This window comes from Hoeflea sp. AS60 (assembly GCF_038900115.1).
Taxonomy (GTDB): domain Bacteria; phylum Pseudomonadota; class Alphaproteobacteria; order Rhizobiales; family Rhizobiaceae; genus Hoeflea.
This window is the reverse complement of record NZ_JBBMQP010000002.1, coordinates 1,335,045-1,349,615: the sequence shown is the minus strand read 5'-3', so window position 1 is coordinate 1,349,615 and position 14,571 is coordinate 1,335,045. Positions and strand designations below refer to the sequence as shown.

Annotated in this window: 14 protein-coding genes; 7 read left to right on the top strand and 7 right to left on the bottom strand. The window is 59.5% G+C overall.

Annotation, left to right across the window (positions count from 1 at the left end):
• Positions 1–29: 29 nt before the first annotated feature.
• The 3 genes from WNZ14_RS16810 to WNZ14_RS16800 all read right to left on the bottom strand — a co-directional run bounded on the left by WNZ14_RS16810 (position 30) and on the right by WNZ14_RS16800 (position 2,490).
• On the bottom strand, positions 30–1,073 hold the full coding sequence (locus WNZ14_RS16810) for an aldo/keto reductase (RefSeq protein ID WP_342869768.1): 1,044 nt from the start codon (positions 1,071–1,073) through the stop codon (positions 30–32).
• Positions 1,074–1,177: 104 nt separating this feature from the next.
• Positions 1,178–2,104, bottom strand: coding sequence for a calcium/sodium antiporter (locus WNZ14_RS16805; protein WP_342869767.1), 927 nt, complete (start codon positions 2,102–2,104; stop codon positions 1,178–1,180).
• 119 nt (positions 2,105–2,223) lie between these two features.
• Complete coding sequence (locus tag WNZ14_RS16800; protein ID WP_342869766.1) at positions 2,224–2,490, bottom strand: hypothetical protein; 267 nt, start codon at positions 2,488–2,490, stop codon at positions 2,224–2,226.
• Between the two features lie 279 nt (positions 2,491–2,769).
• Between WNZ14_RS16800 and fabD the strand changes: the two genes are divergently transcribed.
• From fabD to gmk, 7 genes are all read left to right on the top strand, one after another.
• Positions 2,770–3,714, top strand: coding sequence for an ACP S-malonyltransferase (gene fabD / locus WNZ14_RS16795; protein ID WP_342869765.1), 945 nt, complete (start codon positions 2,770–2,772; stop codon positions 3,712–3,714).
• 72 nt (positions 3,715–3,786) lie between these two features.
• On the top strand, positions 3,787–4,524 hold the full coding sequence (gene fabG, locus WNZ14_RS16790; RefSeq protein WP_342869764.1) for a 3-oxoacyl-[acyl-carrier-protein] reductase: 738 nt from the start codon (positions 3,787–3,789) through the stop codon (positions 4,522–4,524).
• Between the two features lie 285 nt (positions 4,525–4,809).
• Positions 4,810–5,046, top strand: a complete 237-nt coding sequence (locus WNZ14_RS16785; RefSeq protein ID WP_342869763.1) for an acyl carrier protein — start codon at positions 4,810–4,812, stop codon at positions 5,044–5,046.
• Positions 5,047–5,146: 100 nt separating this feature from the next.
• Positions 5,147–6,412, top strand: coding sequence for a beta-ketoacyl-ACP synthase II (gene fabF, locus WNZ14_RS16780; RefSeq protein ID WP_342869762.1), 1,266 nt, complete (start codon positions 5,147–5,149; stop codon positions 6,410–6,412).
• 143 nt (positions 6,413–6,555) lie between these two features.
• Positions 6,556–7,755, top strand: coding sequence for an endolytic transglycosylase MltG (gene mltG, locus WNZ14_RS16775; protein ID WP_342870264.1), 1,200 nt, complete (start codon positions 6,556–6,558; stop codon positions 7,753–7,755).
• Between the two features lie 55 nt (positions 7,756–7,810).
• A complete protein-coding gene (locus WNZ14_RS16770) occupies positions 7,811–8,698 on the top strand; it encodes a YicC/YloC family endoribonuclease (protein ID WP_342869761.1) in 888 nt (295 codons plus the stop codon).
• A gap of 2 nt (positions 8,699–8,700) precedes the next feature.
• Positions 8,701–9,357, top strand: a complete 657-nt coding sequence (gene gmk / locus WNZ14_RS16765) for a guanylate kinase (protein ID WP_342869760.1) — start codon at positions 8,701–8,703, stop codon at positions 9,355–9,357.
• An 8-nt stretch (positions 9,358–9,365) separates the two neighbouring features.
• Here gmk and rsmA read toward each other — a convergent pair whose 3' ends face one another.
• The 4 genes from rsmA to WNZ14_RS16745 all read right to left on the bottom strand — a co-directional run bounded on the left by rsmA (position 9,366) and on the right by WNZ14_RS16745 (position 14,544).
• The gene (gene rsmA, locus WNZ14_RS16760; protein WP_342869759.1) at positions 9,366–10,196 is read right to left on the bottom strand and encodes a 16S rRNA (adenine(1518)-N(6)/adenine(1519)-N(6))-dimethyltransferase RsmA; all 831 of its coding nucleotides are present in this window, start codon (positions 10,194–10,196) and stop codon (positions 9,366–9,368) included.
• Positions 10,196–11,242, bottom strand: coding sequence for a 4-hydroxythreonine-4-phosphate dehydrogenase PdxA (gene pdxA / locus WNZ14_RS16755; RefSeq protein ID WP_342869758.1), 1,047 nt, complete (start codon positions 11,240–11,242; stop codon positions 10,196–10,198). Before pdxA ends, rsmA begins: the two co-directional genes overlap by 1 nt.
• Positions 11,243–11,255: 13 nt before the next feature.
• On the bottom strand, positions 11,256–12,197 hold the full coding sequence (locus tag WNZ14_RS16750; RefSeq protein ID WP_342869757.1) for a peptidylprolyl isomerase: 942 nt from the start codon (positions 12,195–12,197) through the stop codon (positions 11,256–11,258).
• 133 nt (positions 12,198–12,330) lie between these two features.
• Positions 12,331–14,544: an LPS-assembly protein LptD gene (locus tag WNZ14_RS16745; RefSeq protein ID WP_342869756.1), complete on the bottom strand. Its 2,214-nt coding sequence runs from the start codon at positions 14,542–14,544 to the stop codon at positions 12,331–12,333.
• Positions 14,545–14,571: the final 27 nt, after the last annotated feature.

The following is a 14,571-nucleotide window of genomic DNA, read 5'->3' as shown; positions in this document are numbered from 1 at the left end:
CGTCCGGCAGTCCCGTCATTCATTTCCGTTCAGATCGGCAGCGGATGCGCGCGGCGGGCGGTGGCGATGTCTTCAAGCACCGCATCCGACAAAGTAACGTCCTGAGACCCGATGACTGTCTTGAGCTGGTCCATCGTGGTCGCGCCGATGATCGTCGATGTCATGAACGGCCGTATCATGCAGAAGGCAATCGCCATCTGTGATGGATCCAGTCCGTGCTTTTTGGCCACGTCGAGATAGGCCTGTGTCGCGGCTTCGGCTTCCGGACGCCAGCGCCCGCCGAGGTTGTCCACCTTGCTCCGGCGCGAGCCTTCCGGAATCACGCCGCCCTGGTATTTGCCGCTGAGGATGCCCGCCGCAAGCGGCGAAAACGCCAGCAATCCGACATCCTCGTGATGCGCCACTTCGGCGAGATCCGTATCGAACACCCGGCAGATCAGATTGTACTCGTTCTGGATCGAGGCAACGCGCGGCAGGCCATGCTCTTCGGCAAGCCGAACGAACTGCATCGTGCCCCAGGCACTTTCGTTGGACAGTCCGACCGCGCGGACTTTACCTGCCTTCACCGCGTCGCCGAGACCTTCAAGCGTCTCGCGGATGTCGTCAACTGCTCCACCCTTGTCCTGTGTGCTGGCATCAAATGTCCAGTGCTTGCGGAAATGGTAGGAGCCGCGGTTGGGCCAGTGCAGCTGGTAGAGGTCGATATGATCAACGCCCAGCCGCTTCAGGTTGCCGTCCACGGCTTCCATGACCGAGGCCCGGGTGAAACCCTGTCCGTCACGAATCCAGCTCACCCCGTTACCACCCATTTTGGTGGCGAGAATCACCTCGTCGCGCTTGCCGGATTTGCGAAACCAGCTGCCGATATACTCTTCTGTCAGGCCTTGGGTTTCTGCCCGTGTCGGCTGGGTCGGATACATTTCCGCCGCGTCGAAGAAATTTACGCCCTGTGTCAGGGCAAAATCCATCTGCTCGTGGGCGTCTACCTCGGTGTTCTGTTCGCCCCAGGTCATGGTGCCGAGACAGATCTCGCTGACCATCATATCCGTGCGTCCGAGCCGGTTCATTTTCATGCGTCGTATCCCTTGGCTGGTAAATTGCGTGCACAATACCGGCGACATTTCCCGGCGCAACCCACTGTCGGGTGAAACAGTCAGTTCACTGCGGCAAACCGGGTTCAGAACAGCCAGGCGACATAGCCCGTGTAGAGTGCAAGCATGATGGCGCCTGCGCCGCGGCTGATCTTTCCGGCAATCAGGATCAGGGCAACCAGGGCCAAGGATACGCCGAGCATAAAGGGGATGTCGAACGATGCAATCGCGCTGTCGACAGGCACCGGAACCACCACCGCGGTAATACCGAGAATGCCGAGGATGTTGAAAATATTGGAGCCGACGACATTGCCGAGCGCAATCTCGGCGTTGCGGCGGAATGCTGCAACCACCGACGTCGCGAGTTCCGGCAGGCTGGTGCCCACGGCGACGATCGTCAGTCCGATGACGGCCTCGGAGATACCAAACTCTCGGGCGATGGACGTTGCCGCATCAATCAGCAGGCTGGCGCCAACGAACAGGCCAGCCAGCCCGCCGAAAATGAACAGCGCTTCTTTCCAGCCCGCGAGCTTGACCACAAGCTCGGCTTCCTCCGAGGTCAGGCTGCGGCGGTCTGTATAGGTGACCCAGGTGAGGTAGGCGACGAGCAAAGCGAACATGGCGAGCCCGGGCCACAAGTTGACCAAGCCCCAATACCCCATCCCGAGCATGACCACGGCTGCCGCCAGCATCATTGTCATATCGCGCTTGAGATTGGGGATCCGTGCGGCAATCGGTGAAATGATCGCGGCGACGCCTAGGATGAGAAGGATGTTGGCGATGTTGGAGCCGACCACGTTGCCCACGGCAATGGCGGGCGCGCCATCGAGCGCCGCCTGCAGCGAGACCAGAAGCTCGGGCATTGATGTGCCAAAGCCAACCACGGTCAGACCGATCAGCAGTGGTGGCATGCCCAGCCGGTTGGCAAACGATATCGCGCCGCGCACCAGATAGTCCGCACCAAGTGTCAACAGCGCAAGCCCTGCGGCGAGCGACAGCAAGCTGATCAGCATAAGGTTTTTCCTTCGGTCAAAGACCCGATTGAAAGCAAAGGTCACCAGTCCAGCTGGTGACCAACGCCCAACGCTTCGATTTCTGACGTAAAATAGAGCAGCAGCGTGTTGCTGCCAGATCAGTCAGCGTTCTCGGGGTTCATTTCCGCCGAAATAGCGAGCTTGGCTGTCATCCAGGTCGCCCAAAGCGCAGGCGGCACAATAACTGCGATTGCGATCAGGTCGCCAACCGTGGCCAGATCAAAGAAACCATCGGCCGCCCACAACGCTGCGAGCGCGGCAAGCCAGATTTCTGCGCCGATCAGAACGATGGCGCCGATGGCGGTCAGGAAGGCTACCAATTTTGTTTTGGAGGCCGGGGCGGAGTGTGACGCGGAGTGCGACATCTGGGTGTGTCCGAAAAGGGCGCTGCTGGGTCTGAGCGCAACGGGCAAGATGTGATTGCCATCCATGGCAAATTCAAGATGCCTGCAATCGCGGCGGAAAATATTTTTCACCCGACTATTTTGGCTCACCTGATGAGCGACTGTTCCTGTTCGCAAACCGGTGACATTCAGGCAGTGATCAGGACCCTGGGCGTACCCTCGACAGGGCCTCAGCCTTGACACCGGCGCTGTGAATGTGAATTGAAGCGCCAACGGGACATCATAGATCGGAGCCGAAATATGGCCATAGCATTCACTTTTCCGGGACAGGGCAGTCAGGCAGTCGGCATGGGCAAGGATCTTGCCGCCGCTTATCCTGAAGCGAAAGCCGTCTTTGACGAGGTCGACGCGGCGCTCGGCGAGAAGCTGTCGGCCGTGATATTTGAAGGCCCTGAGGAGACGCTGACGCTCACCGCCAACGCCCAGCCGGCGCTGATGGCAGTATCGATGGCCTTGATCCGGGTACTCGAAGCCCGCGGCCTCAACCTTGCCAGCGCGGCGAGCTATGTTGCCGGCCACTCGCTCGGCGAATACTCGGCACTTTGCGCCGCCGGTATGTTCTCGATTTCCGACACCGCCCGGCTGCTGCGCATTCGCGGCAACGCCATGCAGGCAGCGGTTCCCGCAGGCGAGGGCGCGATGGCAGCCATCATCGGGCTGGAGCATGAAGATGTCGAAGCCGCCTGTGCAGAAGCGCGGGCGCTGGGCGCGGTCCAGGTCGCCAATGACAATGGCGGCGGCCAGCTGGTAATTTCCGGGCTCAAGCCCGCTGTCGAGGCCGCTGCGGCCTCTGCAACTTCCAAGGGCGCCAAGCGCGCGCTGATGCTTCCTGTGTCGGCTCCCTTCCATTCGAGCCTGATGCAGCCTGCCGCCGACGCCATGCGTGAAGCGCTTGCCGGTGTGTCGAAATCGGCTCCGGTGGTTCCTCTCATTGCAAATGTCCGCGCGGCTCCTGTTTCCGATCCCGACGAGATCGCCGGATTGCTGGTGGAGCAGGTCACAGGCCAGGTTCGCTGGCGCGAGACTGTTGCCTGGTTTGCCGCCAATGGCGTCGATACACTGGCGGAAATCGGCGCAGGCAAGGTCCTGACCGGGCTTGCCCGCCGCATCGATCGTTCTGTCACCGGACTGAATATTGCCGGTCCTGATGACATCGAGCCTTTTCTGGCCTCACTCAACAGTTAGGCAAACCGACAGCGCTTCACATGACGGCCTGCATTCAGGCTAAAGATGATAAATATCCCGAAAGGACTTTCCATGTTCGACCTGACCGGCCGCAAGGCTCTCGTCACCGGTGCATCCGGTGGTATCGGCGAGGCAATCGCCCGCCAGCTTCACAGCCGCGGCGCAACCGTCGGCCTTCATGGCACCCGCGTCGAGCGACTGGAAGCACTGGCTGCCGACCTCGGCGATCGCGTCATGATGTTTCCTGCCGACCTGTCTGACCGCGACGCTGTGTCAGCTCTTGGCAAGAAGGCCGAAGAGCAGCTCGAAGGTGTGGATATCCTGGTCAACAATGCCGGTATCACCAAGGATGGCCTGTTCGTGCGCATGAGTGACGACGCATGGGACCAGGTCCTGGAAGTCAACCTGACTGCCGTGTTCCGCCTGACACGCGAACTGGCCCATCCGATGATGAAGCGCCGCCATGGCCGCATCATCAACATCACATCGGTTGTTGGTGTTGCCGGCAATCCCGGTCAGGCCAACTACTGCGCCGCCAAGGCCGGCATGATCGGCTTCTCGAAAAGCCTTGCCCAGGAAATCGCCACGCGCAATGTCACCGTCAACTGCGTGGCGCCCGGCTTCATCGAGAGCGCCATGACCGAAAAGCTCAATGACAAGCAGAAAGAAGCCATTATGGGCGCCATTCCGATGCGCCGCATGGGCTCGGGTGCTGAAATCGCATCCGCTGTCACTTGGCTGTCTTCCAATGAAGCTTCCTATGTTACCGGCCAGACCATTCATGTGAACGGCGGAATGCTGATGGTTTGATCGCCCTCCGCGCCGGCTTGGGCGCGGCTTACGGGTTCACCATGGCGACGGGAATCATGCTGAGGCGTATTTTCCGGCTTTGCCCGGTTGTCAAACCATGGTACTTCGCCCCCGCTGTAAGCGCGGCGCATGCCCGTTTGTCAGGCCAAAATATGCTGCAATCCACAGCTTCGGCTTTGACGGAACCGGACATAGCGCATAAAAAGCGCGCAACGAGCTTGATTACCCATGCTTGCGCAGGTAACGAAGCGCAACAACAATGTGAAACAGGTCGAGGAATACGACATGAGCGACATCGCAGACCGCGTAAAGAAAATTGTCATCGAACATCTGGGCGTTGACGCTGAAAAAGTGAACGAAGGCGCAAGCTTCATTGACGATCTCGGTGCGGATTCGCTCGATACGGTCGAGCTGGTGATGGCATTCGAAGAAGAATTCGGCGTCGAAATCCCTGATGACGCTGCAGACACCATCCTGACCGTTGGTGACGCAGTGAAGTTCATTTCCTCGGCTCAGGCCTGATTGGACTAAAGTTGACCGGCGGACCTGATGTCCGTTGTCAGGACCGGCGCAGCATCTGCGCCGGTTTATTTGCATTTCGACATGACTGGGGCTTGAGACGATGCGCAGAGTTGTCATAACCGGCACAGGTGTGGTTTCTCCGCTCGGATGCGGTACCGAGATCACTTGGTCTCGTTTGATCGCCGGCCAGAACGGTGCTTCCCGCGTTACCACTTTCGAAGTGAGCGATATTGCCGCGCAGATAGCCTGTTCCGTGCCCACGGATCCATCGGTGGAGGGTGCCTTCAATCCGGATGACTGGATGGAGCCCAAGGAACAGCGCAAGATCGATAAATTCATTCTTTTTGGCGTTGCCGCAGCCGAGATGGCGCTCAAGGATGCCGGCTGGCATCCTCAAACCCGCGAAGACCAGATCGCCACCGGCGTGATGATCGGCTCAGGCGTTGGCGGACTCGAAGGCATCGTCGAAGCCGGTTATACCTTGCGCGACAAGGGCCCGCGCCGTGTGTCTCCCTTCTTCATTCCCGGTCGCCTGATCAATCTGATCTCGGGTCAGGTCTCTATCCGTCACGGCCTGCGTGGACCCAACCATGCGGTGGTAACGGCCTGTTCCACAGGGGCGCACGCCATCGGTGACGCTGCCCGCCTGATTGGGCTGGGTGATGCCGAAGTTATGGTAGCAGGTGGCGCGGAAGCTGCCATCTGCCGGATTGGCCTGGCTGGCTTTGCCGCCTGCAAGGCGCTGTCGACGAATTACAACGATACCCCCGAAAAGGCATCGCGCCCCTATGATCGTGACCGTGACGGCTTCGTCATGGGCGAGGGCGCTGCCATCGTGGTTCTCGAAGAGCTGGAGCACGCGCTCGCACGCGGCGCCAACATCATTGCTGAAGTGGTTGGATATGGCCTGTCGGGCGACGCCTACCACATCACCGCGCCATCGGAAGATGGTGACGGCGCCTACAGGTGCATGCAGATGGCGCTCAAGCGCGCAGGCCTCACGCCTGCCGATATCGATTACATCAACGCTCATGGCACTTCGACCATGGCCGACACGATTGAGCTTGGCGCTGTCGAGCGGCTTGTGGGCGACGCGGCTCCGGGAATTTCGATGTCGTCGACGAAGTCATCGATCGGCCATCTGCTTGGTGCTGCCGGTGCCATGGAAGCTGTCTTTTCAGCGCTCGCCATTCGCGACAATGTCGCCCCGCCGACGCTCAATCTGGACAATCCCGAAGTCGAGACCAAGATCGATCTTGTTCCCAAGGTGGCGCGCAAACGCAAGGTCGATGTGGCCCTGTCCAATTCTTTCGGCTTTGGCGGAACCAACGCATCGCTTGTCCTGAAGCGCTTTCAGAATCAATGACAAATCGGCCGGGTTGAGAAGCCTCTTTCTCGATCCGGCATTTCGCCACATTGAGCGGCAAGAACACTGCATCGGGCACTGGCCCTGTTCTAATTTCTGCGGAGATTGACCTCGTGAACGACCGCAACAATCAAGGCAAGGGCATCTTTGGCCGCGCTGGTGACAAAAACAATGCACAGTCCGGACCTATCGTGCCGGTCTCGCCGTCTCAGGCCCTGAAGCCGGAGATGGCGCCGCCACCGCCCAAGCGCTCTCGCCGCGCCCGCAACCAGGTTGTGGTGTTCCTCAACTTTATTCTGTCGCTGATGATTTTCGTCGCGATCGTCAGTATCGGAGTTTTCTGGTACGGCAAGACCGAGTTTGAAGGGCGCGGACCGCTCGATCAGACGGTGGATTTCATGGTGCGCGAAGGCGCTGCTCTTAAACAGATCGCCGCCGGTCTGGAGCGCCAGGGCATCATCGCCAACCAGCGGATCTTTACATTGGGCGCTCAGAGCATTCTCGGCGACGATACGCTCAAGGCCGGTGAATACGAGATCAAGGCACGCTCATCGATGCTCGAGATTATCGAGCTGATGCAGTCCGGCAAATCCATCCTCCATTCCTTCACCGTGCCAGAAGGCCAGACCGTGCAGCAGGTATTTGACCGGCTGAGGGAAGATGAGATGCTGCAAGGGGACTTGCCTCCGGAAATGCCTCCCGAAGGTGCACTGCTGCCGGAGACCTACAAGTACTCCCGCGGAACCACCCGGGCGGAAATCATCGAGCAGATGGCAAGGGCCCAGACGAGGGCGCTTGAACAGGTCTGGTCCCGCCGTTCGCCGGACCTGCCTCTCGCGAGCCCTGAGGAGCTGGTGATTCTTGCTTCCATCGTCGAGAAGGAAACCGCTCGCGCCGACGAACGGCCGCGCGTCGCCGGCGTCTTCATAAACCGTCTCAACAAGGGCATGAGGCTGCAGTCGGACCCGACGATCATCTATGGTCTGTTCGGCGGCGCCGGAAAACCCTCCGACCGTCCGATCTACAAGTCCGATATCGACAAGCCGACACCGTACAACACCTATGTGATCGACGGGCTGCCGCCGACACCGATTGCAAATCCGGGCCGTGAGGCGATGGAGGCTGTTGCCAATCCGTCTCGGACCAACGATCTGTACTTCGTTGCCGACGGCACCGGCGGGCACGCATTCGCGGAAACGCTGGACGAACACAATTCCAATGTTGCACGATGGCGCAGGCTCGAGTCCGAGCGTGAGAAAGCGGTTGCTGCGGAAAAGGCAGCTGCAGCAAAGGCGGCCGCAAGCCAGGCCACAGACGGCGAAGCGTCAACGCAGGGCAATTGACTGGCAACCGCCCTGCTGGGACGGTGCCTTAACTCGGGCAAAAGGGGCTGAAGGCATGGCGATCCAGTCGATGACGGGGTTTTCTCGCCATGAGGGCGAAGTTGATGGCTTCCGCTTCGTGTGGGAACTCCGCTCGGTAAACGGCAAGAACCTGGATGTGCGGCTCAGACTGCCTCAAGGCTTCGAGGCGCTGGAACAGCCGATCCGGAAGGCTGTTGCTGCAGCGCTGTCACGGGGCAATCTGCAGGTCTCTCTCTCGGTAAGCGCCGCCAGTGCCGCAGTTGAGGCGGTGGTCAACGAAGCCGCACTCGATGCCGTGATCGAGCTGGTCAACAGGCTGGAAGACCGTATTGATGCCCGCAAGCCGGCGCTCGACGGCATTCTCAACATCAAGGGCGTTCTCGAATTCCGCGATCCTCAACTGTCGGCAGAAGCCCGTGAAACGCGGAGCAAGGCTGTGCTTGCCGGATTCATGAGCGCGCTGGGGGAACTCAAGTCAATGCGGCTGTCGGAAGGCGCAGCACTGGCAAAGGTGCTGGGTTTGCAGGTGAGGCGCATCGGCGAGTTGACCCTTGCTGTGGAGGCAGATCCCTCGCGCTCACCCGAGGCAATTCGCTTGAGGCTCGCCGAACAGGTCGCAAGCCTGATGGATACCGGTGCCTCGCTTGATCGTGACAGGCTGCATATGGAGGCGGCTTTGCTCGCCACCAAGGCTGATTTGCGCGAGGAGATCGACCGGCTGAAGGCCCATGTCGATGCCGCTCAAGCGCTGATTTCCGGGGAGGCTGCCGCAGGCCGCAGGCTCGATTTCCTGGCCCAGGAGTTCAACCGCGAAACCAACACGATATGTTCAAAATCAAATGCGGCGCCGGTCACCGCAATCGGCCTTGATTTGAAGGTGCTGATAGACCAGTTTCGCGAACAAGTTCAAAATCTGGAGTAGCGATGAGCCAGCCGCCTGCCCATCTTCCCTCGGCCCGCATCAAGCGGCGCGGCCTCATGCTGGTGATTTCATCCCCATCCGGGGCCGGAAAATCAACCATTGCCCGCAATCTTCTCGAGAACGACACTGGTCTCAGCCTCTCTGTCAGTGTGACCACGCGGCCACGCCGCGGCAGCGAAATTGAAGGCGTGCATTACCACTTCAAATCCAAGCGTGATTTCGAGCGCATGCGTGACTCCGAGGCGCTGCTTGAATGGGCGGAAGTCCACGGCAATTGCTACGGCACGCCGCGCGAAGCTGCCGAGACTGCCATGGGTGAAGGCCGCGACATGCTGTTCGATATCGATTGGCAGGGCGCCGAGCAATTGCAGGAGAAGATGAGCGCCGATGTGGTCTCGATCTTCATCCTGCCGCCGTCGATGGCAGAGCTCCGTGCGCGGCTGCATCGCCGCGCTGAGGACGCCGACGAAGTGATCGAGCAGCGGCTTGCCAACGCCCGCTCGGAAATCGAGCACTGGCGCGAATATGATTATGTGGTCGTCAATGATGATCTCGATCGGGCCTATTCGGCGGTGCGCGCCATCGTCCAGGCCGAACGCTTGCGCCGCGACCGCCGTCCGGGCCTGTTCGATTTCGTGCAGGAACTGCTTGAAGGCTGAGCTCTGGGCTAAAGCGCCTGCGCCAGTGCGCAGAACTCTTCTACGCTGAGGGTTTCCGCGCGACGGGTCGGGTCGATGCCAACGCGGGCAAGCAGCGTCTCCCCGCCAAGCGGTTTGACGCTCTGCCGCAGCATCTTGCGCCGTTGACCGAAGGCTGCCTGCGTCACGCGTTCAAGCTTGTCGAGATCACAGGGCAGGCGCTTTGACAACGGCTCCAGTTGCACCACGCTGGATGTCACCTTTGGCGGCGGTGTGAAGGCCTCCGGCGGCACGTCGAACAGGATCTCGCTATGCGCAAGCCAGCCGGCCAGTACGCCCAGGCGACCATAATGGTTTGACCCCGGTGCTGCCACGATCCGCTGGCCGACTTCCTTCTGGAACATCAGCGTCATCGAACTCCAGAACGGGTGTTCCGGATCAGCCGTCAGCCAGTTGATCAGCAACTGCGTGCCGACATTATAGGGCAAGTTGGCAACGATCTTGGCAGGCGCGCCGCCGGCAAGAGCCGCCAGGTCCACCTCCAACGCGTCTCCTTCCACGACTTCAAGCCGGCCTGGGTAGTGATCCGCTATCTGGGCAAGGATCGGCAGGCAGCGCGGGTCCCGCTCGATCGCCACCACACGCGAAGCACCTTGCGCCAGCAGCGCACGCGTCAGTCCGCCCGGGCCAGGGCCGATCTCGAACACGGTGAAGCCGTCAAGGGCCCCGGCAGACCGGGCGATTTTAGCGGTCAGGTTCAGGTCGAACAGAAAATTCTGGCCGAGCGCCTTTTTCGGTGCAAGCCCGTGGGTGGCGACAATGTCGCGCAGCGGCGGCAGGCCATCAGGTGTCGAGGCCATTATGCCCTGCTCAATGCGGTAAGGATCTTGGTTTCGGCTTCCGTGTTCGCCATCTTGGCCGAAAGCTTCATGGCCGCAACCAGACTGTCATGGCGGGCCTCGCCTTTGCCTGCGAGCGAAAACGCAGTGCCATGATCGGGTGACGTGCGGATAAAGGGCAGGCCCAGGGTCACATTGACCGAATCATGAAAGCCGAGCGTCTTGGCCGGGATCAGTGCCTGATCATGATACATGCAGATCGCCGCGTCATAATTTGCTCGCGCTTCGGCATGGAACATGGTGTCGGCCGGGAGCGGGCCGAAGACACGGATTCCTTCAGCTTGCAGCTGAGCGATTGCCGGAGCAATGATTTCAGCGTCTTCGCTGCCCAGAGCGCCATCCTCGCCCGCATGAGGGTTAAGGCCGGAAATGGCAATCCTTGGCGCCATGACGCCAAAGCGTGATGCAAGGTCCCGCGCAACAATACGTGCGGTGTCCACAATCGACCGTGTGGTCAGCGCCTCTGGAACCTGACTGAGCGGAATGTGGATGGTAACCGGAGCGACGCGCAGGCTGGGGCCCACCAGCAACATCACGGGCATGAGCTCGTGACCCTCTGCCTTGCTTGCCAAGTGTGCCAGATACTCTGTGTGTCCTGGAAAGCTAAAGCCGGATGCGTAGAGCACCGACTTCGCAATGGGATTGGTCACCACTGCACGTGTCCTGGACGCTGTTGTCAACTCGACGCCCAACCGGATGGATTCGATGATAGCCTCGGCATTTTCGGAATCCGGCGTCCCGGCTACCGCCGGCTTGGCCAGTGTCACCGGCAGAACCGGGAGAGCAGTGCCGAATTTGGCAACGGCATCCTCGGAAGTGGCCTCGACAAGGGGCACATCCAGACCAAGCAGATTTGCCCTCTCGGCCAGCATCGCCGGATCCCCAATCATGAGGAAAGGCGGCAATTCAAGCTGCGCCCGGTCTTTCCATGCTGCGAGAGCCAGATCCGGGCCTATTCCAGCGGGGTCGCCCATGGTCAAAGCCAGCGCGCGGCGGTGCCCGATCATTTCAGGAAAATCCTTACTTGTTTGCGATGACCGCGCGTTTGCGCAGTTCCGCGAGGTATTTCTTCGCTTCCTCGGACTCTCCCGCCTCTTCGTTCTCGGAGCGGAATACCATCTCTGCCGCCACGTCGTCCGTTACGGTCTTGGCTGAGCATATGATGATGAATTCGACGCCGCGCTCGGTAATCCGAGTGGTGGTTGCGCCGCCGGTAGGGGCCTTTTCGACCTGTGTTTTCCAGTCCAGTGGCAATTGCGGCTGCATGATGCGTCCTAGCTGACGCATGGATACGTCTCGCAGGCCTGTGATCATGGAGGCGGAGTTGTCGCAACCCTGAATGCGGCCGCGCAATTGCTCAGCTTCCCGTTTGCGCGCGTTCAGGAGAGAATTGGACCGCTTGTTGGCCGGCACCACGAATATGATCTGCTGGAGTATATATTCCGTGGTGGAGGCCTTGTTGTTGTCACCGCGCTCAAGCATTTTGGTGACGAGGTCTTGCGTTGACAAGCCGCCGCCACCGCCGCCAATTGCACCCATGACCTGCGGCCAGCTCATCTGAACCCGGATAAAGGATTTGAAGTGCTTGGGTGTCACGCCGGCCTGATTGAGCACCTGCGTGAGCTGTTTGGGGGTCATCTTGTTTGAATCTGCAAAACGCTGAAAAGAAGCATCAACCTGCGAATCGGAGGCGAGCACACGCATCCGGGCGGCCTCCTGAAGCTTCAGGGCTTCCTCGATCAACTGTTCCCGTGCCTTGGAGGCAAGGTTTCCGCTTGTGCGCTGCAGTCTGAGAAACGCTACCCTGCGTGCAATATCGACACTTGTGATCGCCTGTTTGTTGACGATGATCTTGATTTCGCTGGCAGCACGCGCGCTACCTGTCGAAGCAAGCGACAGTGGCAGCGCTACAACAACTGCCAAAAGCAGGCCGGTAAGGCGAAAGATCGCTGGAAAGTTCATGCTTCCTAGTCCTTTTGTCCGGTCAAATCTGAAGATCCAGTTTTGCAAATCCGAAGTCGCCCGTAAATGCCTCTCGCATGCGGCGAAAACGAGGCGTACTAGCGGTGCGGCGCTTCTGCTGGTTTCCCAGATCTTAGAAATTCGGTTTCAGCAACGGGTTTTCAACGCCGCCTGCGCCCAGGCCGCCAAGCGTGCGGAAGCTGAGCCGTGCGCCAACCTTCCAGTCACGTGCAGTGGTATTGCCATCGTCGCGCGTGTTTTCATAGGCGAGGGCAAAAGCAAAGCACTCGTCCTCATAGAGCAGGCCGAAGGCGTTCGTGTTGAACTTGTTGTCGACCAGATCATAGCTGGCGGAGGCTGCAACGCGCCAGTAATCGTGGACCTTGAGCGACGCATATCCGGTCACTTCCCTACGATCTTCGTCGCCGGCAACAAAGGGGCGCGGCGCCTTGATCTCGGTGTAGGTCATCGAGGTGCTGACCCGGTTTCTGCTGAATCCGGCGCGGAGCTCTGTGCGTTCAGCGCGGAAATCATCCTTGTCGAAGCGGGCTGACGCGGCGAGCGAAAACCCGTTGAACGACATACCGGTCATGCCGACGTAATCCGATATGCGGTTTTCAAGGCCTGCGTTTCGTGTCGCCTGGGAAAGATCCGGCGTTGCGAAGGAGTTGAGGCCGGCCAGATGGTACGACTGGCCAAAAGCGGCTTGCGTTTTCAGGCCATTGTCAAAGCTGCCGCTATAGCGCACGCCGACATTGGCACGTGTGCCGCCCTCGGTCCTGTCGAATCCTGAAAACTTGTCACGCTCGAACAGCGAGGTCGTATCGAAAACGAAGCTCTGCGCGTCTTCATTTGGAATGCCGCCGGCCAGACGTTCGTCAGGGCGGACAAAAACCTGCGCAATGGGTTCAAACACATGGTTTGAACCGGCAGTGGTAACAAGAACCGGATAAGTCGCTTCAACACCGGCTGTCACCATGCCACGTGTATGGGTGCCGTTGCCGGCGAAGGTGCCGTTGTAGTCGGTCGGGGCGGTGTCAATATTGACCGAATTCACATCTCCGCGCGCAGCAAGGATGGGTGTCAGGCGCACGCCGTTCATCGCTGTGAATGTCCGCTTCCACTCGAGTTCCGTGCTCAGGCGGGAATTGGTGCCGGCAAAGCCCTTGTAGCGGTCGGCATTGAGCGGGTCAGCGGCCACAAAACCGGTGCGGGTAGTGATATCGTCAGCCTTGCGCGACAGCGAATAGCCGTTGACGTTGAGCGACAGCTCGCCCCCGGCTATCGGATCGGAGAATGTACGCTTGTAGTCCAGCGATGGGTGAACCCTGGCCTGCTGCTTTTCTGTCAGATCACTGATTTGGGCGTTCTGTATGTCAAACCTGTAGGCACGCAGGTCGAAATGGCTGCGGTTTGACAGACCATTCAGGTAAACTTCGGATTTGACTGTGCTAGCGGAATATCCGGATATTCCGTATGTTCGGGAGAAATTATTGTCCGTCTGCAGCATCCCGTCCCAGCCGAAGGTCCAGCGCGGATTGATCCGGTACTGTCCTTTCGAGGCAATCATGCCGCGTCGTGTGTTGAGTGCGTCGTAGGTGCCGGGGGCAAAATCGCCAGGATTGAGCTGCGATATGCCAGCCATGCGCAGCGTGTGTTCGCCATTGGCAAAGTTCTGCCGGAACTCGACGTCGCCAAGAAAGCCCTGGTTGGTATAGCCGGTGCCCGTCAGCGTCGCATCCATGTAAGGCGAAATCGCCAAATAGTATGGCACGGAAACACCTGTGCCCAAATTCTCTGATGTCACGTAGCTTGGCGTGAGAAAGCCGGACTTCCGCTTGGAATCATAATCCGGAAGTTCGAGATAGGGCAGGTAGGCAATCGGCATCCCGAAAAGTTCGAACGTCGCCCGCTCCAGACGGATTGTCTTGGTTTCGCCGTTCTGGATCACGCGCTTGGCCTTGACCTGCCAGAATGGCGCCCGTTCGGGATTTTCCTCGCATGCCTCGCAGGCGGTATAGACACCGTTGTTGAAGGTTGTCTGACCGTCACCGCGTTCAGCACTTTCGGCCGCAATGCGGGTGTTGTCGGGCGTCTCGATCCTGAGCGCATTGACAAAACCGTCGGCAAAATCATCGGTTACATCGAGATTGTCGGCGTAAATCCGGTTTCCGCTTGGCTCGATCATCTCGACAGAGCCGAATGCCTGCATACGGCCACTCTGCTGATTGTATTCGACCCGGTCGGCAACCAGCTTGTAATTGCCGTAATCGATCTGAACGCCACCGTTGGCGACCACGACGCCCGTATCGTTGTTGTAGATCAGCTCGTCGGCTGCAAGCAGCATCTTCGCATCTTCGGGAATGCTGATGTT